At 68.3% G+C, this 25945-nt stretch carries 28 protein-coding genes; 13 read left to right on the forward strand and 15 right to left on the reverse strand.

The genetic code is table 11. The features are described 5' to 3' along the window. Positions 1–101: 101 nt before the first annotated feature. The 3 genes from BDK89_RS04675 to BDK89_RS04685 all read left to right on the forward strand — a co-directional run bounded on the left by BDK89_RS04675 (position 102) and on the right by BDK89_RS04685 (position 3813). Positions 102–1088, forward strand: a complete 987-nt coding sequence (locus tag BDK89_RS04675) for a malate dehydrogenase (RefSeq protein WP_133867840.1) — start codon at positions 102–104, stop codon at positions 1086–1088. Positions 1089–1236: 148 nt separating this feature from the next. Beyond that, positions 1237–2547 (forward strand): bifunctional o-acetylhomoserine/o-acetylserine sulfhydrylase, encoded by a 1311-nt coding sequence (locus BDK89_RS04680; protein WP_133867841.1) that lies wholly within the window; start codon positions 1237–1239, stop codon positions 2545–2547. 39 nt (positions 2548–2586) lie between these two features. Further along, positions 2587–3813 (forward strand): bifunctional alpha/beta hydrolase/OsmC family protein, encoded by a 1227-nt coding sequence (locus BDK89_RS04685; RefSeq protein WP_133867842.1) that lies wholly within the window; start codon positions 2587–2589, stop codon positions 3811–3813. Between the two features lie 22 nt (positions 3814–3835). Here BDK89_RS04685 and BDK89_RS04690 read toward each other — a convergent pair whose 3' ends face one another. Continuing rightward, on the reverse strand, positions 3836–4711 hold the full coding sequence (locus BDK89_RS04690; protein WP_133867843.1) for a PAC2 family protein: 876 nt from the start codon (positions 4709–4711) through the stop codon (positions 3836–3838). Between the two features lie 74 nt (positions 4712–4785). Continuing rightward, positions 4786–5880, reverse strand: coding sequence for a phosphoserine transaminase (serC, locus tag BDK89_RS04695; protein ID WP_424955295.1), 1095 nt, complete (start codon positions 5878–5880; stop codon positions 4786–4788). A gap of 190 nt (positions 5881–6070) precedes the next feature. Between serC and BDK89_RS04700 the strand changes: the two genes are divergently transcribed. Next, positions 6071–7261, forward strand: coding sequence for a pyridoxal phosphate-dependent aminotransferase (locus tag BDK89_RS04700; protein ID WP_243839092.1), 1191 nt, complete (start codon positions 6071–6073; stop codon positions 7259–7261). Positions 7262–7356: 95 nt separating this feature from the next. Here BDK89_RS04700 and BDK89_RS04705 read toward each other — a convergent pair whose 3' ends face one another. Next, positions 7357–9570, reverse strand: a complete 2214-nt coding sequence (locus BDK89_RS04705) for a beta strand repeat-containing protein (RefSeq protein ID WP_133867846.1) — start codon at positions 9568–9570, stop codon at positions 7357–7359. 84 nt (positions 9571–9654) lie between these two features. On the opposite strand from BDK89_RS04705, the gene BDK89_RS04710 reads away from it, so the two are divergent. Beyond that, on the forward strand, positions 9655–10710 hold the full coding sequence (locus BDK89_RS04710; protein WP_133867847.1) for an aminoglycoside phosphotransferase/kinase family protein: 1056 nt from the start codon (positions 9655–9657) through the stop codon (positions 10708–10710). 10 nt (positions 10711–10720) lie between these two features. Here the strand turns inward: BDK89_RS04710 and plsY are convergent, their stop codons facing one another. From plsY to BDK89_RS04750, 8 genes are all read right to left on the reverse strand, one after another. Next, entirely contained in the window at positions 10721–11293 is a 573-nt protein-coding gene (gene plsY / locus BDK89_RS04715) for a glycerol-3-phosphate 1-O-acyltransferase PlsY (protein ID WP_133867848.1), read from the reverse strand. Between the two features lie 6 nt (positions 11294–11299). Then, positions 11300–12436 (reverse strand): mycofactocin radical SAM maturase, encoded by a 1137-nt coding sequence (gene mftC, locus BDK89_RS04720; RefSeq protein ID WP_166657383.1) that lies wholly within the window; start codon positions 12434–12436, stop codon positions 11300–11302. After that, positions 12420–12707 (reverse strand): mycofactocin biosynthesis chaperone MftB, encoded by a 288-nt coding sequence (gene mftB, locus BDK89_RS04725; protein WP_133867849.1) that lies wholly within the window; start codon positions 12705–12707, stop codon positions 12420–12422. Before mftB ends, mftC begins: the two co-directional genes overlap by 17 nt. 7 nt (positions 12708–12714) lie before the next feature. Continuing rightward, the gene (mftA, locus tag BDK89_RS04730; protein ID WP_208293966.1) at positions 12715–12855 is read right to left on the reverse strand and encodes a mycofactocin precursor MftA; all 141 of its coding nucleotides are present in this window, start codon (positions 12853–12855) and stop codon (positions 12715–12717) included. 507 nt (positions 12856–13362) lie between these two features. Continuing rightward, on the reverse strand, positions 13363–13767 hold the full coding sequence (locus BDK89_RS04735; protein WP_133867850.1) for a hypothetical protein: 405 nt from the start codon (positions 13765–13767) through the stop codon (positions 13363–13365). Positions 13768–13790: 23 nt separating this feature from the next. Further along, complete coding sequence (locus BDK89_RS04740; protein WP_133867851.1) at positions 13791–15371, reverse strand: hypothetical protein; 1581 nt, start codon at positions 15369–15371, stop codon at positions 13791–13793. Further along, positions 15371–16141 (reverse strand): ABC transporter ATP-binding protein, encoded by a 771-nt coding sequence (locus BDK89_RS04745; protein WP_133867852.1) that lies wholly within the window; start codon positions 16139–16141, stop codon positions 15371–15373. Before BDK89_RS04745 ends, BDK89_RS04740 begins: the two co-directional genes overlap by 1 nt. Positions 16142–16195: 54 nt before the next feature. Continuing rightward, a complete protein-coding gene (locus BDK89_RS04750) occupies positions 16196–16996 on the reverse strand; it encodes an SDR family oxidoreductase (RefSeq protein ID WP_133867853.1) in 801 nt (266 codons plus the stop codon). Positions 16997–17079: 83 nt separating this feature from the next. On the opposite strand from BDK89_RS04750, the gene BDK89_RS04755 reads away from it, so the two are divergent. Then, on the forward strand, positions 17080–19035 hold the full coding sequence (locus tag BDK89_RS04755; protein WP_133867854.1) for a HelD family protein: 1956 nt from the start codon (positions 17080–17082) through the stop codon (positions 19033–19035). A gap of 26 nt (positions 19036–19061) precedes the next feature. On the opposite strand, the gene BDK89_RS21645 is transcribed toward BDK89_RS04755, so the two are convergent. From BDK89_RS21645 to BDK89_RS04765, 3 genes are all read right to left on the reverse strand, one after another. Next, positions 19062–19220, reverse strand: a complete 159-nt coding sequence (locus BDK89_RS21645; RefSeq protein ID WP_166657384.1) for a hypothetical protein — start codon at positions 19218–19220, stop codon at positions 19062–19064. A gap of 297 nt (positions 19221–19517) precedes the next feature. Then, on the reverse strand, positions 19518–19802 hold the full coding sequence (locus tag BDK89_RS04760; RefSeq protein ID WP_133867855.1) for a ribbon-helix-helix domain-containing protein: 285 nt from the start codon (positions 19800–19802) through the stop codon (positions 19518–19520). Beyond that, complete coding sequence (locus tag BDK89_RS04765; RefSeq protein ID WP_243839094.1) at positions 19799–20038, reverse strand: hypothetical protein; 240 nt, start codon at positions 20036–20038, stop codon at positions 19799–19801. The genes BDK89_RS04760 and BDK89_RS04765 overlap by 4 nt, the downstream gene beginning before the upstream one ends. A 168-nt stretch (positions 20039–20206) precedes the next feature. Here BDK89_RS04765 and BDK89_RS04770 point away from each other — a divergent pair, with 168 nt between their 5' ends. Both BDK89_RS04770 and BDK89_RS04775 read left to right on the forward strand, forming a co-directional pair. Further along, complete coding sequence (locus BDK89_RS04770) at positions 20207–20602, forward strand: hypothetical protein (protein ID WP_133867856.1); 396 nt, start codon at positions 20207–20209, stop codon at positions 20600–20602. A 216-nt stretch (positions 20603–20818) separates the two neighbouring features. Beyond that, positions 20819–21091: a hypothetical protein gene (locus BDK89_RS04775; RefSeq protein WP_133867857.1), complete on the forward strand. Its 273-nt coding sequence runs from the start codon at positions 20819–20821 to the stop codon at positions 21089–21091. 150 nt (positions 21092–21241) lie between these two features. Here BDK89_RS04775 and BDK89_RS04780 read toward each other — a convergent pair whose 3' ends face one another. Further along, positions 21242–21862, reverse strand: a complete 621-nt coding sequence (locus BDK89_RS04780; RefSeq protein WP_133867858.1) for a TetR/AcrR family transcriptional regulator — start codon at positions 21860–21862, stop codon at positions 21242–21244. A gap of 78 nt (positions 21863–21940) precedes the next feature. Between BDK89_RS04780 and BDK89_RS04785 the strand changes: the two genes are divergently transcribed. The 5 genes from BDK89_RS04785 (at position 21941) to BDK89_RS04805 (ending at position 25610) form a co-directional block, all read left to right on the forward strand. Further along, the gene (locus BDK89_RS04785; RefSeq protein ID WP_133867859.1) at positions 21941–23014 is read left to right on the forward strand and encodes an ABC transporter permease; all 1074 of its coding nucleotides are present in this window, start codon (positions 21941–21943) and stop codon (positions 23012–23014) included. Then, positions 23011–23835: an ABC transporter ATP-binding protein gene (locus BDK89_RS04790; protein WP_133867860.1), complete on the forward strand. Its 825-nt coding sequence runs from the start codon at positions 23011–23013 to the stop codon at positions 23833–23835. Before BDK89_RS04785 ends, BDK89_RS04790 begins: the two co-directional genes overlap by 4 nt. Then, positions 23832–24692, forward strand: a complete 861-nt coding sequence (locus tag BDK89_RS04795; RefSeq protein ID WP_133867861.1) for an ABC transporter ATP-binding protein — start codon at positions 23832–23834, stop codon at positions 24690–24692. The genes BDK89_RS04790 and BDK89_RS04795 overlap by 4 nt, the downstream gene beginning before the upstream one ends. Positions 24693–24960: 268 nt before the next feature. Next, on the forward strand, positions 24961–25206 hold the full coding sequence (locus tag BDK89_RS04800) for an AbrB/MazE/SpoVT family DNA-binding domain-containing protein (protein ID WP_133867862.1): 246 nt from the start codon (positions 24961–24963) through the stop codon (positions 25204–25206). Then, positions 25197–25610 (forward strand): type II toxin-antitoxin system VapC family toxin, encoded by a 414-nt coding sequence (locus tag BDK89_RS04805; RefSeq protein ID WP_133867863.1) that lies wholly within the window; start codon positions 25197–25199, stop codon positions 25608–25610. The genes BDK89_RS04800 and BDK89_RS04805 overlap by 10 nt, the downstream gene beginning before the upstream one ends. The last annotated feature ends 335 nt before the right edge of the window (positions 25611–25945 follow it).

Genomic DNA, 25945 nt, shown 5'->3' on the forward strand with positions numbered 1-25945 from the left:
ATGCGAACAGAAGGTGCCTGACCCCTTCTGTTCGACATGACTGCTTCCGTGGGTCTTCTTGCCCTTGGGGTTCCGGCGGGAATGCGCGTACGCTCGGCGCTATGACGTCACCAGTTCGTGTTGCTGTGACCGGCGCCGCCGGTCAGATCGGTTACTCCCTCCTGTTCCGGATCGCCTCCGGGTCGATGCTCGGCCCCGACACGCCGGTCGCCCTCCAGCTCCTCGAGATCACGCCGGCGCTCGGCGCGCTCGAGGGCGTGAAGATGGAGCTCGACGACTCGGCGTTCCCGCTCCTCACCGAGATCGTCTGCACCGACGACGCCGACGTGGCATTCGGCGACGCCGACGTGGCACTGCTCGTCGGCGCCATGCCGCGCAAGGCCGGCATGGAGCGCGCCGACCTCCTCTCCGCCAACGGTGGCATCTTCAAGCCGCAGGGTGAGGCGCTGTCCCGCTCGGCCAAGCGTGACGTCAAGGTGCTCGTGGTCGGCAACCCGGCCAACACCAACGCCCTGATCGCACAGCAGAACGCCAAGGATCTCGATCCCGGCCGGTTCACCGCCATGACGCGTCTCGACCACAACCGCGCGATGACCCAGGTCGCCCAGAAGCTCGGCACGCCGGTCACCGACGTGAAGAAGATGACGATCTGGGGCAACCACTCGGCGACCCAGTACCCCGACCTGTTCCACTGCGAGGTCGGCGGCAAGAACGCCTACGAGGCCGTCAACGACCACGAGTGGGTCGACGGCACGTTCATCCCGACCGTGCAGAAGCGCGGCGCCGCCATCATCGACGCCCGTGGCGCCTCGTCGGCTGCGTCGGCCGCCAGCGCTGCGGTCGACCACATCCGCTCCTGGACGCTCGGCACGCCCGAGGGTGACTGGGTGTCGATGGCGATCCCGTCCGACGGCAGCTACGGCGTGCCCGAGGGCATCATCTCGTCGTTCCCGTGCACCTGCACCGATGGCAAGTACGAGATCGTGCAGGGCCTCGACATCGACGACTACAGCCGCGGCAAGATCGACGCCTCGGCGGCCGAACTCGTCGGTGAGCGCGACGCGGTCAGCGAACTCGGCCTGATCTGACCCCGGTCGGCACCGCCCGACCGCACCTCGTCCAGGTCGCGCTGAGTTCCGATGACGGAACTCGGCGCGACATGAACGCTTTTCGGGGCGGGGCGATCTCGAAATGTGACTTGGCAGGTCGGGATTCTGGCGCGTAGTGTGCGCCGATATGAGCGACAACTGGGGCTTCGAGACCAAGCAGATCCACGTCGGGGGCGATCCCGATCCGGCCACCGGTGCGCGTGCCGTGCCGATCTACCAGACGACGTCGTTCGAGTTCCGCGACACCGACCACGCCGCGAACCTGTTCGCACTCAGCGAGGTCGGCAACATCTACACCCGCATCATGAACCCGACCCAGGGAGCGCTCGAAGCGCGCCTGTCGGCGCTCGAGGGCGGCTGCACCACGGCGATCGGGATCCCCGGCGCGCTGGCCGTCGCCTCCGGCCAGGCCGCAGCGACGCTCGCGTTCCTCACGCTCTGCGAGTCGGGCGACCACATCGTGGCATCGGCATCGCTCTACGGCGGCACGTACAACCTGCTGCACTACACGATGCCGAAGATGGGCATCGAGGTCACCTTCCTCGACGATCCTCACGACCTCGACGCCTGGCGCAACGCCATCCAGGACAACACGAAGGCGTTCTTCGGCGAGGTGCTCCCGAACCCGAAGAACGACGTGTTCGACATCGAGGGTGTCTCCGGTGTCGCCCACGACAACGGCATCCCGCTGATCGTCGACAACACCGTGCCGACGCCGTACCTGATCCGCCCGCTCGAGTGGGGCGCCGACATCGTCGTCCATTCGCTCACCAAGTTCATCGGCGGCCACGGCACCTCGATCGGCGGCGCGATCATCGACGGCGGCACCTTCGACTACGGCGAGTCCGGCCGCTTCCAGAACTTCAACGAGCCCGACCCGAGCTACCACGGGCTCGCGTACTGGCCGGCGCTCGGTCACGGCGCCTTCATCCTCAAGGCCCGCGTCCAGTTGCTCCGCGACATCGGCATGGCGATCTCCCCGTTCAACGCCTTTGCCTTCCTGCAGGGCCTCGAGACGCTGAGCCTGCGCATGGAGCGGCACTGGTCGAACACCGCCAAGGTCGTCGAGTTCTTGCAGGGTCGCTCCGAGGTGAAGAGCATCAACTACGCCGGCATCGAGTCGAGCCCGTGGCACGAGCGCGCCAAGAAGCTCGGCGGTGGCAAGGGGTACGGCTCGGTCATCGCGTTCGAGATCGACGGCGGCCTCGAGGCGGGCAAGAAGTTCGTCGAGGGGCTCACGCTGCACAGCCACGTCGCCAACATCGGTGACGCCCGCAGCCTGGTGATCCACCCGGCGAGCACGACGCACAGCCAGCTCACGCCCGAGGAGCAGGCCGCCAGCGACGTCACGCCGGGCCTCGTCCGACTCAGCGTCGGCCTCGAGAGCATCGACGACATCCTGGCCGACCTCGAGCAGGGCTTCGCCGCCGCCGGCTGACCGGTTACCGCCGCCGACGGGCTTGGTACCGTCGGCGGCATGCCGACCCCTCGTCAACGCGTCACGTTCCCGGGTGCGCTCGGGCACGAACTCGCCGCACGTCTCGATCTGCCGGCGGGCCCACCGAAGGCGTACGCGCTCTTCGCGCACTGCTTCACGTGTGGCAAGGACCTGCGCGCCGCCACGTCGATCGCGGCGGGCCTGACCGACGCGGGCTTCGCCGTGCTCCGGTTCGACTTCACCGGGCTCGGTGGGAGCGAGGGCGAGTTCGAGAACACGAACTTCACGTCGAACGTCGACGATCTCGTCGCCGCAGCGGCCTGGCTCCGTGTGGAGTACCGGGCTCCGCAGTTGCTCGTCGGTCACTCGCTCGGTGGGGCGGCCGTCGTGGTCGCCGCCGACCGGATTCCCGAGGTGCGCGCCGTCGCCACCATCGGGGCACCGTCCGAGTCGGGGCACGTCAATCAGCTGTTCGTCGACTCCGCCGACGAGATCGAGCAACGCGGGAGTGCCGACGTCGAGTTGGCGGGGCGACGCTTCACCATCACCAAGCAGTTGGTCGACGATCTCCGTTCGGGCCGGGTCGTCGAGGCGGCCGGTGAGCTGCACCGACCGCTCATGGTGCTCCACTCACCGATCGACAACGTCGTCGGCGTCGACCACGCCGCCGCCCTGTTCCGGGCCGCACGGCACCCACGCAGCTTCGTCTCGTTGGACGGAGCCGATCACCTGCTCGGTGACGTCGCCGATGCGGTCTACGCCGCGAAGACCATCGGCACCTGGGCCGAGCGCTATCTCGTCGACGAGAGTGGCGTGAAGCCGCCACCGCCGGCGTCTGCGCCGGTGATGGTCAGCGAGACCGGCCAGGGCAAATTCCTCAACCACGTCGTCGTGGGTGAACACCGGTTCCTGGCCGACGAACCCGAGTCGATGGGTGGGTTCGACGCCGGACCGAGCCCGTACGACCTGCTCGGTGCGGCGCTCGGCGCCTGCACGTCGATGACCATCCGGATGTACGCCGACCACAAGGGCTACCCGCTCGGCCGGGTGACCGTCGACGTGTCGCACGACAAGGTCCACGTCGACGATGCCGGGAACGTGGTCGAGGGCCGAGACGGCAAGATCGACCGGTTCCGGCGGTCGATCACCGTCGACGGCGATCTCGACGAGCAGCTCCGGGCGAACGTGCTCCGGATCGCCGACAAGTGCCCCGTCCACCGAACGCTCGAACGCACGAGCCGGATCGAGACGGGGCTGTCGGAGTAGGCAGCGAGCGCCGAACGTTCGGCTACTCGTCGCCGCGTTGTTCGTCGAGGAATCGTTCGAACTCGGCGCCGAGATCGTCGGCGCTCGGGATCGCCGCCTCGGCCTTGCGGTCGTGGTCGGCCTCGAGCATCCGGACGTACATCTGGAGTTGCGGGTCGTTCTCGACGACCTCGTCGTGCAACGTGCGCCACCGCCCGATGTCGGCGACCAGCTCACCGTCGTCGTCGGGGACGGGCACGCCGAGCACGTGCGACAGGTGCGTCTGGAGTGCCGCGACGGCTTGGGGATGCTCGGCGTTCATCAGATAGTGCGGGATGCCGACACGCAACGACACCGACGGCAGGCCGGCCTCGGCCAGAGCGGTCTGGACGACGCCGACGACGCCGGTGACGCCCTGGTACGACGGCTGGCCGATGCCGAGCGACCGGGCCAGATCGGCATCGGTGGTGCTGCCGGTGACGAGCGGGGTGCGGGAGTGGGGGACGGCCTCGGCCGACGACCCGACGGTGACGACCGCCTCGCATCCGAGCTGTCGGGCGACGCGGACGATGCAGTCGGCGTACGTGCGCCAGTACAGATGCGGCTCGACGCCGAGCAGCACGACGAGATCGCGGCCGCCGCGGCCCGATACGACGTCGAAGCGGTTCTCGGGCCAGCGGATCACCCGGATGTCCCGCTCGTCGAACTCGACGAGCGGTCGTTCCTGGGTGAAGTCGTAGAACGGATCGGGGTCGATCTCGCCGACCGTGATCGCCGTGTCGGCGGGAGCGAAGCGGTCGAGCGCCGTCGTGGCGGCGCCGCCGATGTCGAACAGCCCGGTGAGGCCGATCAGCATCACGGGCGACCGCAGCTCGGTCAGCCCGGTGGTCTCCAGTTCGAGCACGTCGTCGACGTTCACGCCCACAGTCTGCCGCGAACGTCACCCGGACCGACCGTGCAACGCATCCACGCCCGATGCCGCCAGGCGCGGCGTCAGGCGAGTTGTTCGACGACGCCGTCGATGCAGGCGGTGAGCGCCTCGATGTCGGTGGGGTCGATCGCCGGGAACATGCCGACACGGAGCTGGTTGCGGCCGAGCTTGCGGTAGCTGTCGGTGTCGAGGATTCCGTTCGCCCGGAGGGCCGCATTGACGTCGTCGGCCGAGACCGAGTCGTCGAGATCGATCGTCGCGACGACGGACGATCGCTGCGCCGGGTCGGCGACGAACGGGGTGGCGTACGACGACGCCTCGGCCCAGCCGTACATCGTCGCCGCCGACTGGTCGGAGCGGCCCGCACACCACTCGAGCCCACCGTTGGCGTTCATCCACCGGAGCTGGGCGTCGAGCATGATCAGGGTCGCGACGGCCGGCGTGTTGTACGTCTGGTTCGAGGTGCTGTTGCTCAGCGCGATGCCGAGGTCGATCGACGCCGGCACCCAGCGGTCGCTCGATGCGATCCGCTCGATCCGGTCGATGGCGGCGGGGGAGCAGGCCGCGAGCCAGAGGCCACCGTCGGCGGCGAAGCACTTCTGCGGGGCGAAGTAGTAGACGTCGACGTCGTCGGTGTTCCAGCGGAGGCCACCGGCGGCCGAGGTGGCGTCGACGGCGACGAGCGAGCCGGCGTCGGCGCCGTCGGGGCGGGTCGGGGTCATGGCGACGCCGGTCGAGGTCTCGTTGTGGGTCAGGGCGTACAGGTCGACACCCGCCTCGGCGGTGGGGAGCGGGTGGGTGCCCGTGTCGCTCTCGATCACCGTCGGGTCGCCGATGTGTGGCGCCTCGGCGCACGCCTTCGCGAACTTCGAGGAGAACTCGCCGAACACGAGGTGCTGGCTGCGCTGGTCGACCAGGCCGAACGTGGCGGCGTCCCAGAACACGGTGGTGCCACCGTTGCCGAGCACGATCTCCCACCCGTCGGGGAGCGAGAACAGGTCGGTGAGCCCCGCCCGGACCGAACCGACGAGGTTCTTGACCTGCGGCTTGCGGTGGGACGTCCCCATGATCGTGGAGGCGCCGGCGACGATGGCGTCGATCTGCTCGGGGCGGACCTTGGACGGGCCGCAACCGAAGCGTCCGTCGGCGGGCAACATCGAGTCGGGGAGGGTGATGTCCTGCGGGTTCACGCACGCCAGGATGGCACCGCACCGGCCCGGTCGCACAACGAGTTGCTTCATGTTTCGTACGACACTTCCGGTCCGCACGCCGTCACGATCCGGAACGGTTCGACCACTTCGCAACCGGGCGGGGAAACGACGCCGAAAGCTGGCACGATGTGATGCCGTGAACAGAGTCTCGGAACGTCTCGCGTCCATCGCCCCCTCCGCCACGCTCGCTGTCGACGCCAAGGCCAAGGCCCTCAAGGCCGCCGGCGAGAACGTCATCGGCTTCGGCGCCGGTGAGCCCGACTTCCCGACCCCGGCGCACATCGTCGAGGCGGCGGTCGAGGCGTGTCGCGATCCGAAGAACCACCGCTACACGCCGGCAGGTGGCCTGCCCGAGCTCAAGGAGGCGATCGCCGCCAAGACGAAGCGCGATTCCGGCTTCGAGTGCGAACCGAGTCAGGTCGTGGTGACCAACGGCGGCAAGCACGCCGTGTTCTCCGCCTTCGCCGCGCTGTGCGATCCGGGCGACGAGGTGCTGCTCCCGGCGCCGTACTGGACGACGTACCCCGAGTCGATCACCCTCGCCGGCGGCGTGCCGGTCGTGATCGACACCACCGACGACACCGGCTTCAAGGTCACGGTCGAGCAGCTCGACGCCGCCAAGACCGACCGCACCAAGGTGCTCTTGTTCGTCAGCCCCGACAACCCGTCGGGCGCCATCTACGATCCCGCCGAGGTGAAGGCGATCGGCGAGTGGGCCGTCGAGAACGGCATCTGGGTCGTCACCGACGAGATCTACGAGCACCTGGTGTACGGCGACAACGAGTTCGCCTCGATGCCGACCCTCGTCCCCGAACTCGCCGACACCTGCCTGATCCTGAACGGCGTCGCCAAGACGTACGCGATGACCGGCTGGCGCGTCGGCTGGCTGATCGGCCCCGCCGACGTCGCCAAGGCGTGCACCAACTTCCAGAGCCACGCCACGTCGAACGTCGCCAACGTGGCACAGCGCGCCGCGCTCGCCGCCGTGTCGGGTCCGCTCGACGACGTCGTGATGATGCGCGAGGCCTTCACCCGCCGCGGCACGACGATGCACGGCATGCTCAACGACATCGACGGCGTGACCTGCATCGAGCCGCAGGGAGCGTTCTACTGCTTCCCCAACCTGACGGGCCTGCTCGGTCGAGACATCAACGGACAGTCGGCCTCGTCGACGCTCGAGCTCGCCGACCTGGTGCTCGAGCAGGCCAAGGTCGCCTTCGTGCCGGGTGAGGCGTTCGGCGCGCCCGGATACGCACGCTTCAGCTTCGCCCTCGGCGACGACGACATGGCCGAAGGCATCCGTCGCTTCGCCGAACTCGTCGGCTGACCCGAACCCACCTCGAACGCGAGAACGGCCCGCACCTCCGAGGAGGTGCGGGCCGCTTCGCGACTGGCGTCGGCTGACGATCGCCGACCGTGTGGTCAGCCGATCGTGGTGTCACCACCGGGGACGGTGAAGACATCCGGGCCGGCCGGAGCCGTGTTCTTGCGGATGTCGGTGCCGGAGACCGTGAGGGTGCCCGTCGCCGAGTTCCAGAGGCCGCCGCCCTCCTTGGCGGCGCTGTTGCGGAACACCCGACCATCGGTGATGTCGGCCGTGCCGGCGCCGCTGATGTGGAGGCCGCCGCCGTTGCCTGGCGCAGCGCCGGTCGAGTTGGCCTCGAGTCGGACCTCGACGAGGGTCGTCGTGCCGATGTTGGCTTCGATGCCGCCGCCCGCACGCATCGACTCGTTGCGACTGATGTTCGAGTCCTCGACGGTCAGGTCACCCTGATCGTTGAGGATGCCACCGCCCGAACCCGACGCTCCATCCGCGACGTTCTTGAAAAGCTTCGTGCTCCTCACCTCGAGGGTGCCGCCGGCGTTGAACAGACCGCCACCGCCCTGATCGGCTTCGTCGCCGCTCGCCGTGTTGGTGTTGAGGAACGAGTCGGTCACGACCATGGTGCCCGTGCCGTTCCAGAGGCCGCCGCCCTCGGCCGCTGCCGTGTTGAACGAGATGTTGCTGTTGCTCACGGTCGCATCACCGGCGCCGGTGATGTGCAGGCCGCCACCGTTGCCGGGCGAGCCGCCCGTGGTGTTGCGGAACAGGTTCACGTCGTCGATCGTCGTGGTGCCGACGTTGGCTTCGATGCCGCCACCGGCCCGCACGGAGCTGTTGTCGGCGATCTCGGTGCCGGTCACTTCGAGCGTGCCTTGGTCGTTGAGGATGCCGCCGCCCGAACCGGCCTCGCCGGTTGCGGTGTTCTCATCGATGCTGCCTCCGTCGACGACGAGGGTGCCGCCGGCGTTGAACAGTCCGCCGCCGCCCTGATCGGCCGCTGGACCCGCCGCGGTGTTGAACGACACCTGGGTGTCCACGACGGTCATCGTGCCGACGCCGTTCCAGAGACCGCCGCCCTCGGCTGCAGCCTCGTTGCGGATGACGGTGCTGTTCCTGATGTCGGAGTTGCCGGCGCCGGTGATGTGGAAGCCGCCGCCGTTGCCGGGAGCGGAACCCGTGCGGTTGGCTTCCAGGCGAACGAAGTCGAGGTCGGTCGTTCCGACGTTGGCCTCGATGCCACCGCCGGCACGATTCGAGGTGTTGCCGACGATGTCGGTCGACTCGATATCGACGGTGCCATCGTTGTTGAGCACACCGCCGCCGGAGCCTGCTTCACCGTCGGCGATGTTGCCGAAGATGGTCGAGCCGGAGATCGTCATGGTGCCGCCGTCGTTGAAGACGCCGCCACCACCCTGGTCGGCCTCGGCGCCACTGGCGGTGTTCCCATCGATCGACGAGTTGGCGACGACCATGGTGCCGCTCGCAGAGTTCCACAGTGCGCCGCCCTCGGCGGTCGCAGTATTGCCCCGGAACGTCGAACCGCTGACCGTGACCTGTCCTTCGCCGGTCAGGTGGAAGGCGCCGCCGTTGCCCGGCTCGGGGCCGGTCGTGTTCTCGACGAAGGTCGAGCCCACGATGTTCGTGGTGCCGCCGTTCGCCTCGATTGCGCCGCCGGCACGCGTGGCACGGTTGCCGTCGAAGGTGCTGAACCAGACGGACAGCTCGCCAGTGTTGAGAATCGCGCCGCCGGACGCCGCCGGACCCTCGGCGCGGTTGCCGACGAACGACACGATCTGCAGGGTGGTCGAGCCGGCGTTGGCGATGGCGCCACCGCTCCCGACGACCGGATCTGCACCGCCGGGCGCGTAGCCGTTGATGATGCTGAGTCCGCTCAGGACCAAGTTGCCCGACTCCGCGACGTCGAAGCCACGATCGAGCCAGTCGGTGTCGATCGTCGCGCCGAAGCCCGAGATCCGGATGTCGGTCGACACGTCGAGGTCGCCGGTCGCGCCTGCGTCCTCGTCGCCGCCGGTGTTCGCCAGCGTGAACCGGTACTCACCCGCCGGCAGTGAGATGTGTGCGGCGCCGCTCGAGGCCTCGGCTTCTTGGACGGCGGCGCGCAAGCTGCACGAGCCGCTGGCGTCGGCGCACGCTCCGTCGCCTGGGTCGGCGTCGACGGTGTCGTCGGTCGTATCGACGGTCAGCTGATGTTCGACGGCGGCCGACGCCGAGTCGGCGCCGATCGCAACTGCTCCGGCGAGGAGCAGTCCGGACGCTGTGGTGAGCGCCCGTCCGGTTCGTGAGCGTGCCATGTGAGAGGTCCTCCCTGATGTTGTTGACAGGGAGAGTTCGGAGCGCGTGCCGGACCGGATTGGTCCGTGTGCGATGCTCGGGGCGTGGATGCGATCGATGCCCGCCACCGCCACGTGGTGCAGGCTGCCTGGGACGACTACGACGGACGACAGGTCGCCGAACTCCAAGAGCTCAGTGCCATGGTGTCGACGAACCGCGTGTACCGGCTCGTGCTGACCGACGGCGAGCAGGTGATCGCGAAGTCGTCGAACTACGGCTCGTTCTTCATGTTCGCCGAAGACCACGAGCGGCTCCACGAGGTCAACAAGCTGCTCGTCGGCGGCCCGTTCGAGCACTTCATGGCCGACGTCCTGACCCGCGACGGTCGGCCGTACATCTGGTACGACGGCGAGATGTGGGTGGCGTTCTACGCCTCGATCGAACTCGCCGATCCGCTGCCGCGCCAGCTGGCCGACGGCCAGGTCGAGCAGCTCGCCCGGGAGATCGGACGATTCCACAACGCGTGCGCCGAGATCGCGCCCCAGTTGCCGGCGCCGTCGAAGACCGCCAAGTCGGACGCCGTCAACCTGTACGAGCGTCTCGGTGCCCGCAACGCCGGCGAGGTGTTCGGCCTCGACCAGAGCCGGATCGATCTGGTGCGTCGACACACCCACCGGTTCCTCATGGCGATCCTGGAGGCTGGGTACGACCAGTGGCCGAAGATCCCGGTCCTGATCGACTGGAACCTCGGCAACTTCTCCGTGCGCTTCGGTGAATCGACCGACGACTTCCACATGTTCAGCCGGTGGGACTACGACTGGTTCCGTCTCGAGTCACGTCTGCTCGACTTCTACTTCCTGTCGCGCGTCTCGTCGACGACGGGCGATCGCTCGGTGTGGACCTATGGCTCGCACACCCTGCTCGAACCCCGCTTCCGGCGCTTCCTGCACGCCTACCACCAGGTCGCACCGTTGACCGAGGCCGAGGTGCTCTTCCTCAAGGAGGCGTACCGGTTCTTCCTGCTGAACTACGTGGTGCGCGAAGGTCGCCACTTCTTCCGCTACGAGTTCTGGCAGCACCTGATGCACGACGCCGTCGACGTGCAACTCCCGGCGATCGACGACCTCGACCTCACGCCGCTCCTGGGCATCCTCGACTGACCCCCTCTCGTCAGGTCAGGGCGTGTTCTCGGCGGCCGATCAGGCGGCGGATGTTGCCGAGGTGGCGCGCCATCACGAGCAGGCACAGCCCGATCGTGGCGAACACCTCCCACCACTCCTGGCGGACCACGCCGACCCCGACCGGCAGCAGCACGATCCCGATGATCGAGGCGAGTGATGCCTTCTTCGTCAACCTCGACACCGCCAGCCAGATCACGGCGAGCGCAAGGATGACGAGTGGCGAGATCACGATGAAGACGCCGGCGCCGGTGGCGACGCCCTTGCCGCCCCGGAACCTCGTCCAGATCGGGAAAACGTGCCCGACGATCGCCGCGGCGCCGAGGACGTAGCCCGCAACGCGACCGTCGATCAGCAGACCGGCACCAGCCGCGACGGCGCCCTTGGCGGCGTCGAGCACGAAGACCCAGATGCCCCGCTTCCACCCGAGGACTCGCGTCACGTTCGACGCACCCGGGTTGCCCGACCCGACCTGTCGGATGTCGACGCCGTTCGCTCGCGCGACCCACATCGCGCTGGGGAACGTCCCGACCAGATAGGCGATCGGGATCAACAGCCACCACATGGTGGCCTACCGGCGGCCGAGTGCGACCGGGACGGGTCGTGGTGGCTTGGAGTGGTCGGCCATCGGGCGCGGTGCGGTGCCGGCCCCGACGCCGGCGAGGGCGAGTTCGCCGTCGCCGCCGACGCATTCGGGGTCGGGACCGTCGAGCGGGAGCCCGGTGAAGAACTTGGCGGCCATACACCCGCCCTGGCACGCGTCGTACGAGCCGCACGACGCGCACGCTCCCGCCGACTGCGGCTGACGGAGTTCGGTGAACAACTCGCTCTGCTTCCAGATCTGCGAGAAGCCACCGGTGTCGCGGACGTTGCCGGCCTTGAACTCGTCGTGGATCACGAACGGGCACGCGTACACGTCACCGATCGGGTCGATCAGACACACCACACGACCCGCACCGCAGAGGTTGAGACCGGGCAGGTTCTCGTCGCCGAGCGCGTTCAGGTGGAAGAACGAGTCGCCGGTGAGGACGTTGTCGCCGTGGGCGAGCAGCCACTCGTAGATCTGACGCTGCTGTGCGTTCGTGGGATGCAGGTCGTGCCACGCATCCGCGCCGCGCCCCGACGGGCGGAGCCGGGTGATGCGCAGCTGGGCGCCGTAGGAGTCCGCCAGTGCTTTGAACTCGTCGAGCTGGTCGACGTTGTGTCGCGTCACCACGACCGAGATCTTGAACGGGCCGTTGCGTTCGACGAATCCGGCGTCGCGCAGGTGGTCCATCGCCGCGATCGCCGTCGCGTACGACCCCGCACCGCGGACGGCATCGTTCGTGACGGCATCGGTGCCGTCGAGGCTGATCTGGATGTCGAGGTAATCGAGCTCGGTGAGTCGCTTCGCCTTGGCAGCGTCGATGAACGCGCCGTTGGTCGAGAACTTCACGCCGATGCCCTTGCCGATCGAGTACTCGACCAGCTCGAAGAAATCACGGCGGATCATCGGCTCGCCACCACCGATGTTGATGTAGAACACCTGCAGATCGTGCAACTCGTCGAGCACGGCCTTGGCCTCGGCGGTGGTCAGTTCGCGCGGATCACGACGACCCGACGACGACAGGCAGTGCACACACTCCAGGTTGCACGCGTACGTGAGTTCCCACGTGAGACAGATCGGGGCGTCGAGGCCACCTTTGAGTTGCTCAACCAGTGCGGTCACGGAGCATCTCCGAATCGAGCAGGGACGCAATCGCCTTCGCGAACGCGTCGTGACGGGCAGGATCGATGTCGCACGCCACCAGTGCGTCGGCGACCGTGTCGTGGTCGTCGAGCGCCTCGACCACACGCACGACGTCGAGATGCTTCAGGAACACCAGGCGACGCGTGTCGTAGTGATAGGCGAGCGCGCCGAACGGCTCCGGGCGCAACGCGACCTGCGGATGCAGGCCGAGCGAACGCCCCAAGACCGGGTGGGCGGCGACAGTGGGCACGGCGGGCTCAGTACACCCCGCACATGCCGTCGATCGAGATCTCCTCGATCAACTGCTCCTCGACGACCTGCTCATCGGCGGTCGCCTGAACGGCGGCGGTCTCGGTGCTCGTGGTGGTGACGTCGGCGATGGTCGACTCGTTCTCCATCCCGCCGACACTACTCGGCCCCCTGGTCACGAGCCTGGTCGACAGGTGGCGGCGTGGGTTCTCGGTGGCTGTGGTGCGGGTTTCCGGACGTGAGCCGCCGAGATCGTTGGGGGCTTCGGTTGGTGGGTGGTGTCGGTGTTCGCGCTGGTCGGGAGGGTGGCGGCTTGGTTTCTCGGTGGTTGTGGTGCGGGTTTCAGGACGGGTGCCGCCGAGATCGTGGGGGCTTCGGTTGGTAGGTGGTGTCGGTGTTCGCGCTGGACGGGGAGGGTGGCGGCGTGGGTTCTCGGTGGCGGTGGGTGCGGGTTTCCGGACGGGAGCCGCCGAGAACTTGGGGTGCCTGGCGTTGCGTGGGTTCTCGGTGGCTGTGGTGCGGGTTTCCGGACGGGTGCCGCCGAGAACTTGGGGTGCCTGGCGTTGCGTGGGTTCTCGGTGGCGGTGGTGCGGGTTTCCGGACGGGTGCCGCCGAGAAACCCGCAGGCCCGATGGGCGGCGGCCCGGCGTGTGGTGTCAGGGCTGCCGAGTGTCGGGCTCGTCGGTGCCCGGGGTGCTGTCGGCTGCGCCTCCGGCGGCCGGTGCCGTGTCTCCCTCGGCCGGGGTGTCCTGGCCGCGGTCGACGCTGTCGAGGGCTCGACGGAGGAGGGGGCCGGTGTCGTCGGTCTGGCGCAACTGATCGACGTGGTCCTGTTCGGCGTCGAGCCGATCGGCCATCGTGCTGCCGGTGCGGTCGGTCGCCTTGTTCAGCGCATCCTCGAGCCCGGTCATCGGAGCGGGATCGGGCCGGGGCGTGCGCGGCGCCGTCGGCGGGTCAGGTGTCGGCGCGGGCGCCGAGGCGGTCCGCCGACGCATCACCATGACGCCGACGACGATCGCCACGACGACGACCACGGCGATGATGGCGATGACGGTGCCCACGGACCGCAGCGTAGTGCCCGCCGTCAGCGTGCAGGGGTGACGGACGCGAGGAACGATTCGTCGCGTCCGGACAGCCGGCGGGTCGCGAACCAGACGCCACCCCGATACACCGCCGCACCGAGCACGATCGCCGCCACGACCAAACCGGCGACGGCGTACGCATGACCGCGATCGGCCGCCCAGAGGAGGGCCAGTCCGATCGGGACCGTCACGATCGTCAAGCCGACGAGCACCAGCACCAGCAGCGCAGCCGCCAGGATTCCCTGTCCGGATTCGCCACTCGCGAACGGGTTGTCCGACTCGGGGACGGCGATCGGCACGAGGCACGACTGCACGACGGCTGCGCCGACCCCGGCCAGCAGCCCGCCGACCCCGACGCCGAGCCCGGCGGGCAGGAATCGCCAGGTGTCCGTGATCGCGGCCGCGGCGACCGGCCCGATGACCGCCAGCGGCGCGGCGACGATCAGGATGCTGCGCGCCTTGCCGGCCGCGGCGACCGACGGTTCGGCACCGGCGAGCATCTCGTAGGCGACTGCCGGGCCGTCGTTGCCGAAACTGTTGCCCGCCATGAACAGCACGCCGAGCTGCACGGCGCCGCCGACGAGCACGGCCTCGGCACCGGGGTCGTCCCGGAACAGTGCCGGCGACAGTGCGGCGGCGAGCCCGACTCCCGCGCCGGTGATCGTCTCGATGGCGGTCCGCGGTGTACGGAAGCGGGTGAGGAGGCTGCGCCAGGCCACTGTGCCGACGGCACCGGACCCGCACGCGCGATGAGCCCAGCGGGCGATGACGTTGCGGTCGGCACTGACGGCCTGACCGCCCGACCGCATCGCCACGGCGAGCCGGTCGGTGGAGACCACGAAGCCCCACCAGAGCAGGATCAACCAGAGCGAACCGACGACGGTGCGCGCGAGCGACTCGGCGATCGACTCCTGCGCCACGGCGATCGCCTCGCCGATCTGGCCGGGTGGGGTCCACTGCAGCGCAGCGGCCAGATCGGCGCGCTCGTCGGCATCGATGCGGGCGAACGTCGCCGGGACGAACTGGAACAGGCCGTAGAAGGCGAGGCCGCCGAAACCGACGATGAACTGGCCGAGCCGTGGCGCACGGACGAGCAGCAGCGACAACCCGTTCGTCGCGGTGCGGGCGACGAGGAGGAGCGATGCGAGCCAGGACAGTGTCGCCAGGGCCACCGCCGGCAACGCTTCGGGTCGGTGCGTCATCCCCGCCGCCAGCGCGAGGCCGAGCACAGCACCGGCCAGGCCGGGCGGACCGACGGCGGCCGCGGTCAACAGGCCGATCGCGCGGTTGCGGTCGGAGAGCGGCTCGGTTGCGACCACACGCGGATCGATCGGCTGCGACACCCCGGCGACGATGCCCATGGCGAGGATCGCCAGCACCGCGGTGAAGCAGATCAGGACGGCCAGCGTCTGCCACTCGTCGCTGCGTCCGGCGGCGAGCAGCGCCAGACCGCCACCGAGCGCGACGATCGCCGACGCGACGACCGACAGCACCGCACCGAGCTGTTCGGCGCCGCCATGGCGGATCGCGCCGCCGAACAGCCGCCACCGCAACCGTGCGAACGAGCGGGCGGTCGACCGCATCAGCCGAGCCAGTCGAGCGACGTGGTGTCGGAGTCGGTGGCGCCGACCACGTCGATGAAGACGTCCTCGAGGCGCCGGCCCCGTCGCAGCTCCTCGGTCGTTCCGGTAGCGACGACCCTGCCCTGGTGGATCACGCCGATGTGGTCGCACAGCCGCTCGACCAGGTCCATGACATGGCTCGACAGCACGACCGTGCCGCCGCCCGACCGGAACCGGTCGAGCATCGAACGCATCGTGCGAGCCGAGACGGGGTCGACACCTTCGAACGGTTCGTCCAGCAACAGCAGGCGAGGGCGGTGGAGCAGGGCTGCCGCCAACGCCGTCTTCTTGCGCATGCCGTGGCTGTAGCCCGAGATCGGTCGATCGGCGTCGTCGATCAGCTGGAGCGCGACGAACAACTGGTCGGCGCGCCCGGACGACACCTCGTCGTCGAGGCCGCGGAGATCACCCATCGTGCGGACGAACTCGCGGGCCGTCAGTCGCTCGAAGAGTTGGAGCGGGTCGAGCACGACGCCGGTCGCGGCGCGAGCCCCCTGTGTGTCGGTGCCGACGTCGTGTCCACACACCTCGATCGAACCGCCGTCGGGGCGGACCAGGCCGACGATCGACCGGACGGTCGTCGACTTGCCGCTGCCGTTCGGACCGACGAGGCCGAAGCAGCTCCCGGCGGGCACGTCGAGCGACAACTCGTCGAGCGCCTGTTTGTCACCGAACCACTTGGTCAGCCCGCGGATGCGCAGCGGCGCATCGGCGAGGGGTGGTGCCCACATGGCACGACAGTCTGCCTGCCCGCCGGTGCGATCGTGCGCCGGCGGGTCGGCCGATCAGCCGACGACGACGCCGCCGTCGCAGGTGATGATCTCGCCGACCGTGTATGCCCCGGCGCGGCTGGCGAGGAAGATCGACAGGCCCGCGATGTCTTCGGGGGTGCCGACGCGACCACGAGGGTTCGTCAGCGCCAGCGAGTCCCAGTCGGTGTTGTCGACGTCGCCACCGCCACCGACGCCGGTGGAGAGCATCCACGTCGGGAACGGGCCGGGAGCGATCGCGTTGACGATGACGTTGCGGGGTGCGAACTCGGCGGCGAGCTGACGAGTCATGGCGTGAATCGCCGCCTTCGACGGGCTGTACGAGTAGGTCTGCAGCTTGGGCGGACGAAGCCCGTCGATCGAACCGATGTTGATGATGCGGGCCGGGTCGTCGGCCGACGCTGCGGCTTCGAGGAGCGGCATCAGCTGCTGGATGACGAAGAACGGGCCCTTGACGTTCACGTTGAGGACTCGGTCCCAGCCCTTCTCGGGGAACTCCTCGAACGGCGCGCCCCAGGCCTGACCGGCGTTGTTGATCAGCACATCGAGCTTGGTCTCGCGCTGCTTCAGCTCGTCGGCGAGCGCCGTCGCCCCCTCGAGCCCGGACAGGTCGGCTGCGATCGGAACGCACTCGCCGCCGTACGTCTCCATGAGTCGCTTCGCCGTGGCGTCGCAGGCGTCTGCCTTGCGTGAGCTGATGTACACCTTGGCGCCGTTGGCGAGGAAGCCCGCGGCGATCATCTCGCCGATGCCGCGCGACCCACCGGTCACGAGGACGATCTTGCCGGACACGGAGAACAAATCGTCGATCTTCACGCCCAGCATCCTGCCCGCTGACGCTCGGCGCCGACGAAACGGACTCGGGACGAGCGTCGGGCTCCGCTAGCGTGGCATGCCCTGTGTCGACGGAATCCTTCCCCGAACTCGAGTTCGAGCGCGCCCGGCTGACCCGTGCGCGCGCCTGCCGCGACTCCATGATCGACCGTCTCGGAACCGTCGATCCATCGAGCGCGGCCGACGAGATCACGTCGGAGTACATCGAGATGACGGTGTGGGAGGCGCTCGACTCGCTGCGTTCGCCGGGCGCCGGCGACTTCTTCGGCCGGATCGACGAGCCGTCGCCCACGACCGGTGAGTCGGAGGAGTGGTACATCGGCCGTCGCCACATCGAGGACGAACGCGGCGACCCGGTGGTCGTCGACTGGCGGGCTCCGATCTCGGCGCCCTTCTACCGCGCGACCGCCATCGATCCGTTGGGCGTCACGTTCCGACGCCGCTTCACGCTGTCCGAGGGCGAGATGACCGCCTACCTCGACGAGCATCTCGACGACCCCGACGCCGACGGCTCGGTCGCCGCCGGCATCCCCGACCCGGTCCTCGCGGAGATCGGAGCCGAACGGTCCGGTGCGATGCGCGAGATCGTCGCCACGATCCAGGGCGAGCAGGACATCGTGATCCGTGCCGACATCGATCAAGCGCTGATCGTGCAGGGTGGTCCCGGCACGGGCAAGACCGCTGTGGCGCTGCACCGCGCCGCGTTCCTGCTGTTCGAGCACCGCGCCCGACTCGCCCGCGACGGTGTGTTGGTCGTGGGGCCGAACCAGGCGTTCCTCGACTACATCTCCAACGTGTTGCCGTCACTCGGTGAGAAGGCGGTGCGGCAGTGCACGGCGCTCGACCTCTGCATCCCGAAGGTCGAGGTGACCGGCATCGACGAGCCCGAGGCGGCTCGGTGGAAGGGGTCGGCCGAACGCCTCGCCGAGATCGAGGAGCGAGCCCTCGCAGCGATCCAGCCGCCCGACGACGATGTGGTCGTGCCGCTGGGTGCCCGCAAGTTCACCTTCGAGGCGTCGCTGATCGCCGAGTGGATCGAGACCGCCAAGGACGGCATCGTGCCGATCAACCAGCGTCGCGAACGCCTGCGGGTGCTCGCACAGCAGGAGCTGCGGCGGCGCTGCAACGGCGACGATCGCTGGCGTGAGGCGGGTCCGCTGAAGACGGCGCTGAACAAGTGCTGGCCGACCCAGAAACCGGTCAAGCTCGTCGACCAGTACCTCGACGGCCCTCGTGGAAAGAAGCGGGCGTGGACGCCGGCTGATCAGTTCCTGGTCGACGAGGCGAACACCCTGCTCAACGGCACCCCGTTCACGTACGCACACGTCGTGGTCGACGAGGCGCAGGATCAGTCGGCCGTTGCGCTGCGGGTGATCGGGCGACGGTCGCCCGCCGGGTCGCTGACGCTCGTCGGTGACGTCGCCCAGTCGACCACGCCCGCCGGTCAGGAACGGTGGGCCGACGTGTTCGCCCATCTCGGTTCGGGTCGCTCGGGTGCCGGGGTCGACGGCACGATCGCCGATCTCACGATCGGGTATCGCGTTCCCGAGCCGATCCTGACGGTGGCGAATCGGCTGTTGCCGCTGACCGGCGTCGATGCGACGCCGAGTCGATCGGTGCGCGTCGACGGCGAGGCGCCGTCCTGGCGTCATACGTCGCCGGATGAGTTGCCGTCAGCAGTTGCCGCCACGGTGCGCGATGTGAAGCACAGGCACCGTCTCACCGGTCTGGTGGCGCCCGTCGAGCTCCACGACTCGATCGGTGCGGCGCTCGCGGAGGTCGGCTTGGTGGCCGTCGATCATGTGCACGAATTGGGTCACGACGACGTCCCGATCTTCACGGCCGAAGCGGTCAAGGGGCTCGAGTTCGACGGAGTGGTCGTGGCGGAACCGCACACGATCCTCGACGCCACGCCGGCGACGAGAGGGGCACGCCTGCTGTACGTGGCGATGACGCGAGCCGTGCAGGAATTGGCTTTCGTCACGAGCGGCGACAAGCCCGCCGTCATCGACGTCGGCTGAGGACGTGTCCCGGCCGAACGGGCCGGTCAGAGGACGACGTAGGCGGCCGCGAGGAGGGCCGACGTCAAGACGGCGAGGAGCACGTGGATCGAGCCGATCCGTGGGTCGTTCGGCCCACGTCGATCGAGGGAATAGGTCAACGGTTGGTCGGTGTCGAACGGGGATGGTGCTGGGGTGGCGCTCATCGGGATGGTGTCCTGTTGCTCGGAGCCCGTCGGTCGGGCTCATGTGCATTGGACGCACCAGTTCCCCGATCGGTTCCCGCCCGAACGTGACAACCGCCACCATCAGACCGAGTCACGTCGTGCAAGGCGGACCGTTTGCCGGTCGAGCCGAGCTCGTCGAGCAGCAGCAGGTCGGTGTGAGCGATATGGGCGGATCGCTGACAGCCGACGTGTGCTCATAGTGCCGGATAGCGCGCTGGCGCCAGCGGTTACGCGCCGTGTTGATATGCGCTCGTCGGCCTGATGGTGGGGCCATGCTCAGCTGGCTTCGAGGTGGTGTCGAAGCGCCTCTCGGATCACTTCGGACACCGCAACGCCGTCTGCTTCTGCGCGGCGTGCGAGCCGCTCTTTGAGTTCGGGGTCGAGACGGACGGACTCGACGGTTGACGGCGCGGCGCCGAGTCGCGGTCGGCCTCGCTTGCCTCGACGGCTGACGATCTCGTTGACGTCGTAGCCGTCCTCGGCCTCGCGTGCGAGTTGCTCGATGACTTCGTCGTCGACGGGGCGGCCCGACTTGGTGTGTCCGTAGGTTCGCTTGGTCATGGCTCGAGGAGCTTTCGGTAGACGGGTCGCAGCGGCATGGCGTGGATGATCAGCTCGTCGCCCTCGGTCGTGATGAGCACCACGAGCTCGAGCAGGTTGGCGGCTCGGTCCGGTCCCATGACGAGCCAACGGTCGGGATCGTCACCGAGATCGTCGACCACGAGCGAGTGATCGACGGCGTGGAGCATGTCGGCGTCGGCGATGCCATGGCGTCGGGCCGAGGAGTGGATGTCCACACATGAATACTGTACTACGAAATCCCCCGTCCAGCGACCGCTCTTCGCGGTCGATGAGCGCACGACGAAACGCCCCACCTGCCGGTTCCTGAGCGGGCGGAGCAGCGCGGACAAGGGTGCCGATACTGAGCAGGTGCTTCCGTCTGCGAGATCTGGGACGATGTGCCTGTGAACAGCCAGACGATCGCCACTCCGATAGCGACCGCCGGTCGCGTCTGGCTGGTGCTCGGCTGGGGAGCGATACTGCTCCCGGTGGTCTACCTGACCGTCGTGGGCTGGGACTCCGGCGAGCACGGTGGGACGGTGATCCTGATCGGGTTGTCCGCCACGCTCTTCCAGCTTGCCGTCTGGAGTTCCGTCTGGCTGGTGACTCGGCACAACGGATCTGCGGTCCGCCGCACTGCGTTCGGAGCAGGAGCGGCATCCAGTCTGATCACGTCAGTCCTCGTTCTTGCTGCAACCGTCAGCCCGGCGTGGGCTGTCACGACCTATGTGGTGGTTGCCTTGCTGGCCATCGTCGTCATTGCGCTCTTGACCGCTCGCAATCGCGGCGCTGCCGGCTGACGGCAGCCGCCTTCAACGGCACGTCCGCGGAGCGGTACGTGTCACCGGCGACGCCCGCAACGCGATCACTGACGGCGGCCACCGGGATAGCGCTCGGTGTGCCGGATCGCGCGCTGCTCCGAGCCTCGCCATTCGCTGGCGATATGCGCACCTGATGCGGCGACCGATGACACGAGGACCGTTGTCACTGCGGCTTGCATCGGGCAACCTGAGCACGTGGAGCCGACAACGTTGATGGACAAGACCGACGACACGATGAGCGGGATGCGCGTCGGGGTCCGAGCGGCGACATTCGGCGTCGGCGGCGAGCAGCGGTCGGCCGTCATGCTCACCGTGGTCGTGTCCGATGGTCACTTCAACGTTGTCGACGGAGGCGTGGCTGCAACGGTGCTTCTCAACCCAGATGAGGCCGCAGGCATCGCGGAGTGGCTTCGTGAGGCGGTTCGGGCTGCGGACTCGGCGGCGCCTCCGATGTACGGCGGGGACTGATCTCGGGATCTGATCGGGTGTCGGTTGCGCAACGACGGGCGCCCATATCGTGCACAGGACGCTGACGGTTGCCGCGAGTAGAACGGCACGACCGCGGAGCGTTGTCGGGGCCGAAGCCGCCCGATATCGCGCTCACGTACCGGGGGCAGGTCAGAGCGGTCCGGTGAGGTAGCGCTGGAGGGTGGGGGCGACGAGGGCGATCAGTTCTCGGCGGTCGATGTGGGTGAGGGTGTCGAGTTGGATGATCTGGTGGGCGACGACGAGGCCGAGGGTTTGGGTGGCGGTGAGGGTGGCTCGGAGCTGGGGGCGGTCGGTGTCGAGTTGTTCGGCGAGTGGGAGCAGGATGCTGTGTTTGATGCGGTCGCCGAGCATGACGGCGATGTCTGGGTTGTTGGCGGCGGTGCGGAGCAGCGCGGTGAAGGTGGCCCCGTAGGTGGGGTCGTCGAGGAGTCCGACGACGAGTTCGGCGAGGCGTTCACCGAGCTCATCCGGTGGCACCTCGGCGAGCGCCGTGATGATGGTGTCGGGGTCGACGGGCGGCTCGACGACTTCGGCGAAGAGTTGGCGTTTGGTGCCGAAGTAGTGGGTGATGAGGGCGGGGTCGACGTCGGCGTCGGCGGCGATCGCTCGCAGGGTGGCGTTGTCGTAGCCGCGTTCTCCGAAGTGGCGTCGGGCGATGGTGGCGATGTGGCCGCGGGTGTCGACCGAGCCGGGTCGGCGTCCGATGGGTTTGGGTTGCTGTGGCGATGTCGGGGTGGTCGCGTCGCCCATCGGCGGCAACGCTAGTGCTTGCCCGAGAAACTCAACCTGCGTAGAGTTCCGGCGTTCGACGAGGAAGGATGCCGGCCGATGAAGGCGATGATCATCAAGGAGTTCCGCGAGCTCGTCCGTGATCGGCGGACGTTGGCGATGCTGGTGGTGTTGCCGCTGCTGTTGCTGGTGATCTTCGGCTACGCCGCCAACTTCACCGTCTCCTCCGTCGACACCGCCGTGGTCGGCCCGCAGGCCGAACAGGTCGCGGGCCAGTTGCCGGACTACTTCGACGTCACGACCGTCGAGGTCGACGACACTGAGTCAGACGCGGAGGAGATGCTGGTCGACAACGACGTCGACGTGGCGATCGTGACCGGTGAGATGCCGGCAACCGCGCTGGTGGACGGGTCGAACCTGTTCGCCGCCCAGTCGAGCGTGGCGGTGTTGAGCCAGGCCGGCGACAACGTCACCATCGACATCTTGTTCAACCCGGACCTGACGACGTCGTGGGTGATGGTCCCGGCGATCATCGGGTTGATCCTCACCTTCATCGGCACGATCATCACCTCGATCGGCCTCGTGCGCGAACGCGAGGCCGGCACGTTGGAGCAGTTGGCGGTGATGCCGATCCGGCCCTCGACGGTGATCTTCGGCAAGATCAGCCCGTACTTCTTGCTCGCCGGTCTGGACATGATCGTCGTGACGGTGCTCGGTGTGCTGTTGTTCGACGTCCCCTTCGTCGGCAACGTCGCCCTGTTCGCGATCGGTGCGGCGATCTTCTTGTTCGTGGTCCTCGGACTCGGGGTGCTGATCTCCACGATCTCCCAGACGACCGGGCAGGCGATTCAGGCGGCGTTCATGATCCTGATGCCCCAGATCCTCTTGTCGGGGATGATCTTCCCGCTCGACGCGATGGCGGCCGGGGTCCGTTGGATCGGCTACCTGCTGCCCCTTACCTACTTCACGATCATCTCCCAAGGGATCATGTTGCGCGGCGCCTCGATCGACTCGCTGTGGTCGTCGTTCCTGATCCTCACCGTGATGGCCGTCGTCGTGTTCACCGCCGCCACCCTGCGCTTCCGTCGCGACCTCGCCCCCGGCGGACACCACGACAACGACGACGATGGTGCGCCGGCACCGTCGACCGACGCGTCGGCGGTGGCGTCGTGACGTTCGGGGTCAATAACGCCACCGTCACCTTCGGTGGTGTGACCGCGCTCGACGACGTCACCGTCGACGTCCCCGCCAGGACCGTTGTCGCATTGGTCGGTGGCGACGGCGCCGGCAAGACGACCCTGCTGCGCGCCCTCGTCCGCGAGGTTGCGCTCGACTCCGGTGAGGTGCGCGCCCCGGACAAGCCTTGCCTCGGGTTCCTCCCGGCGTCGTCGGGCAGTTGGGCGTCGCTCACCGTCGCCCAGAACATCGACTTCGCCGGCGGCGTCTACGGACTCACCGGCGACGCTCTCGACACCCGCCGCAGCGAGCTGCTGGGCGCGGCCGATCTCACCGATGCTGCCGACCGTCTCGCCTCACAGCTCTCCGGGGGGATGCGCCGCAAACTCGGGTTCTGCATGGCCATCGTCCACCAGCCCGACCTGCTCGTGCTCGACGAACCGAGCACCGGCGTCGATCCCGTCAGCCGCATCGACCTGTGGCGGCTCATCGCCTCCGCCGCTGCCGGCGGCACCGCCGTGATCATGTCCACTACCTACCTCGACGAAGCCGAACGCGCCGGCCAACTCCACGTCCTCGACGCCGGCCACATCCTCACCGAAGGCACCTACCAACAGGTCCGCGATCACTTCGACGGCACCGTCACCCGCGGTACGCCCAGCCGACCCGAATGGTCATGGCGCCGAGGCCACCACCGCCACGAATACTGGCCCGACAACGACCCACCCCCGACAGCAGAAGTCGTCGACCCCGACCTCGAAGACATCGTCATCGCCCTGTCCCTCGCCCGCACCACACCAGCCGGCACCCCGACATGAGTGGAACTTCACTCGTGCAGGCCGACGCCGTCACCCGACGATTCGGCAACTTCACCGCCGTCGACCAAGTGACGATGCACGTCGCCCCCGGCGAAGTCGTCGGACTGCTCGGCGCCAACGGCGCCGGCAAGACCACCCTCATCCGCATGCTCCTCGGCGTCCTCGCCACCAGCGACGGCCACGTCACCCTCCTCGGCGGACACCCCAACCGACAACGACGCAGCCGACTCGGCTACGTCCCCCAGAACCTCGGCCTCTACCGCGACCTCACCGTCACCGAGAACTTCGACTTCATCGCCGGCTCCTATGGCGTGACCCCACCACCCGTCCCCGACGAACTCGCCGACTACCGCGACACCCTCGTGGGCGCGATGCCACTCGGCGCCCAACGCCAAGCCGCGTTCGCCGCCGCCCTCGCCCACCACCCCGAACTCCTCCTCCTCGACGAACCCACCTCCGGCGTCGACGCCCTCGCCCGAGCCCGCCTGTGGGACACCATCCGCGCCCAATCCGACAACGGCGTCGGCGTCCTCGTCTCCACCCACTACATGCAAGAAGCCCAAGAATGCGACCGGCTCCTGCTCATGTCCCACGGTGAGCTCGTCGCACAGGGCACCGAAACCGACATCATCGGCAACACCACAGCGGCCGTCGTTCACACCGACAACTGGGCCGACGCCTTCGCCGCACTCAACGCCGCCGGCACCGCCGTCATCCTCGACGGACGCACCGTCCGCGTCGCCGACACCACCCCCGCCGACGTCGAACACATCCTCGACACCGCCGGCATCCACCACCACATCGAACCCGCACCCGCCACCATCGAAGAACGCATGCTCATCCTCGCCCGCACATAACACGCCCCGTCCCGGGCACGAATCAACGCACGGTTCGGCACCTCGGCGGAGCGCTACGGCGTCACGACCCACTCGGTAACGCGACCACCGACGGTCGTCTGCGGTCGTCCAGTCACAGCGATCGTCGTGCCGGTCGGGTGTCCCCGACGCACGCAGGCCCAGCTCGGTCGTTCAGGAGCGGGTCGATGTTGATCGGTCGAGCAGGCTGAGCCTCGCGAATGCAAGATCGCCGTTGCGACACGCACGGCGCAGCGTTAGCTTTACATTTGTGGGGAATGTAAAGGAACGACGTCGGGGCGCCACGACCATCAGCTCCAAGAACCAGATCACCATCCCCGCTGCGGAGCTTCGCGCCGCCGGACTGGAAGCCGGCGAGCGCCTCGTCGCCCGCGCCGATGGTCCGGGACGCGTCGTCCTCGAGCGCGAAGAAGACGTCGTCTCTGAGTTCGCTGGCGCACTGAGTGGCGTGTACGCCGATCGTGAGCTCGATTCCCTGCGCGACGAATGGGACTGATCCATCTCGACGCCGGCGTCGTGATCGGGCTCCTCGATTCGAACGACGCCCACCACAGCGCAGCGACTACCGCGCTCACTGCCGCTCAGCGCGCCGGGGACCGGCTGGCGATGGCTGCGTCAGCGTTCGCCGAATGTCTCGTCGGACCGTCACGACGTGGAACCCGAGCCGTCGCTGTTGTACAGGACCTGTTCGACCGCCTCCCGATCGACGTTGTCGACCTCGACGCCGACACGGCGCTCGCCGCGGCCGACCTGTGTGCACGACACCGGTCGCTGCGACTCCCCGATGCGCTGGTCCTCGCGACCGCAGCACGACGGTCAGTCGACGAACTGATCACGACCGATCGCAAGTGGCCCACGGCGCGCAAGCTCAGACTCGACTTCGCGATCACGCTCCTCTGAACCGCCCAGAACGTCGCTGAATCCGACTTCTCGACTCATCCGGTAACGGCACGACGGCGGAGCGGAACGTGTCACCGGCAGCGCTCATAGCGTGCTCACCGAACGTGACCGACAGTCGCCGTCGTCGTGCCGCTCGCCGTGCCGGTTCCTGAGTTGGCGCTGGCGGTTACGGGAGATGTCGATATGCGCTTCTCGGGCCGGCGATCGGCGGTTGTCAGCTGGCTTCGAGGTGATGGCGGAGTGCCTGTCGGATGACTTCGAGACGGCGACACCTTCGTCTTCGGCGCGCTGCACGAGTCGCTCCTTGAGGTCGGGATCGAGTCGGACGGATTCGA

It is taken from the genome of Ilumatobacter fluminis (assembly GCF_004364865.1).
GTDB lineage: Bacteria > Actinomycetota > Acidimicrobiia > Acidimicrobiales > Ilumatobacteraceae > Ilumatobacter > Ilumatobacter fluminis.

What these genes read in the sequence shown, in the direction of transcription:
- BDK89_RS04705 (WP_133867846.1), bottom strand. Translation starts at nt 9,570, where the DNA reads ATGGCACGCTCACGAACCGGACGGGCGCTCACCACAGCGTCCGGACTG.
- BDK89_RS04680 (WP_133867841.1), top strand. Translation starts at nt 1,237, where the DNA reads ATGAGCGACAACTGGGGCTTCGAGACCAAGCAGATCCACGTCGGGGGC.
- serC (WP_424955295.1), bottom strand. Translation starts at nt 5,880, where the DNA reads ATGTTGCCCGCCGACGGACGCTTCGGTTGCGGCCCGTCCAAGGTCCGC.
- BDK89_RS04675 (WP_133867840.1), top strand. Translation starts at nt 102, where the DNA reads ATGACGTCACCAGTTCGTGTTGCTGTGACCGGCGCCGCCGGTCAGATC.
- BDK89_RS04740 (WP_133867851.1), bottom strand. Translation starts at nt 15,371, where the DNA reads ATGCGGTCGACCGCCCGCTCGTTCGCACGGTTGCGGTGGCGGCTGTTC.
- BDK89_RS04795 (WP_133867861.1), top strand. Translation starts at nt 23,832, where the DNA reads ATGAGTGGAACTTCACTCGTGCAGGCCGACGCCGTCACCCGACGATTC.
- BDK89_RS04685 (WP_133867842.1), top strand. Translation starts at nt 2,587, where the DNA reads ATGCCGACCCCTCGTCAACGCGTCACGTTCCCGGGTGCGCTCGGGCAC.
- BDK89_RS04805 (WP_133867863.1), top strand. Translation starts at nt 25,197, where the DNA reads ATGGGACTGATCCATCTCGACGCCGGCGTCGTGATCGGGCTCCTCGAT.
- mftA (WP_208293966.1), bottom strand. Translation starts at nt 12,855, where the DNA reads ATGGAGAACGAGTCGACCATCGCCGACGTCACCACCACGAGCACCGAG.
- BDK89_RS04745 (WP_133867852.1), bottom strand. Translation starts at nt 16,141, where the DNA reads ATGTGGGCACCACCCCTCGCCGATGCGCCGCTGCGCATCCGCGGGCTG.
- BDK89_RS04785 (WP_133867859.1), top strand. Translation starts at nt 21,941, where the DNA reads ATGAAGGCGATGATCATCAAGGAGTTCCGCGAGCTCGTCCGTGATCGG.
- BDK89_RS21645 (WP_166657384.1), bottom strand. Translation starts at nt 19,220, where the DNA reads ATGAGCGCCACCCCAGCACCATCCCCGTTCGACACCGACCAACCGTTG.
- BDK89_RS04780 (WP_133867858.1), bottom strand. Translation starts at nt 21,862, where the DNA reads ATGGGCGACGCGACCACCCCGACATCGCCACAGCAACCCAAACCCATC.
- plsY (WP_133867848.1), bottom strand. Translation starts at nt 11,293, where the DNA reads ATGTGGTGGCTGTTGATCCCGATCGCCTATCTGGTCGGGACGTTCCCC.
- BDK89_RS04760 (WP_133867855.1), bottom strand. Translation starts at nt 19,802, where the DNA reads ATGACCAAGCGAACCTACGGACACACCAAGTCGGGCCGCCCCGTCGAC.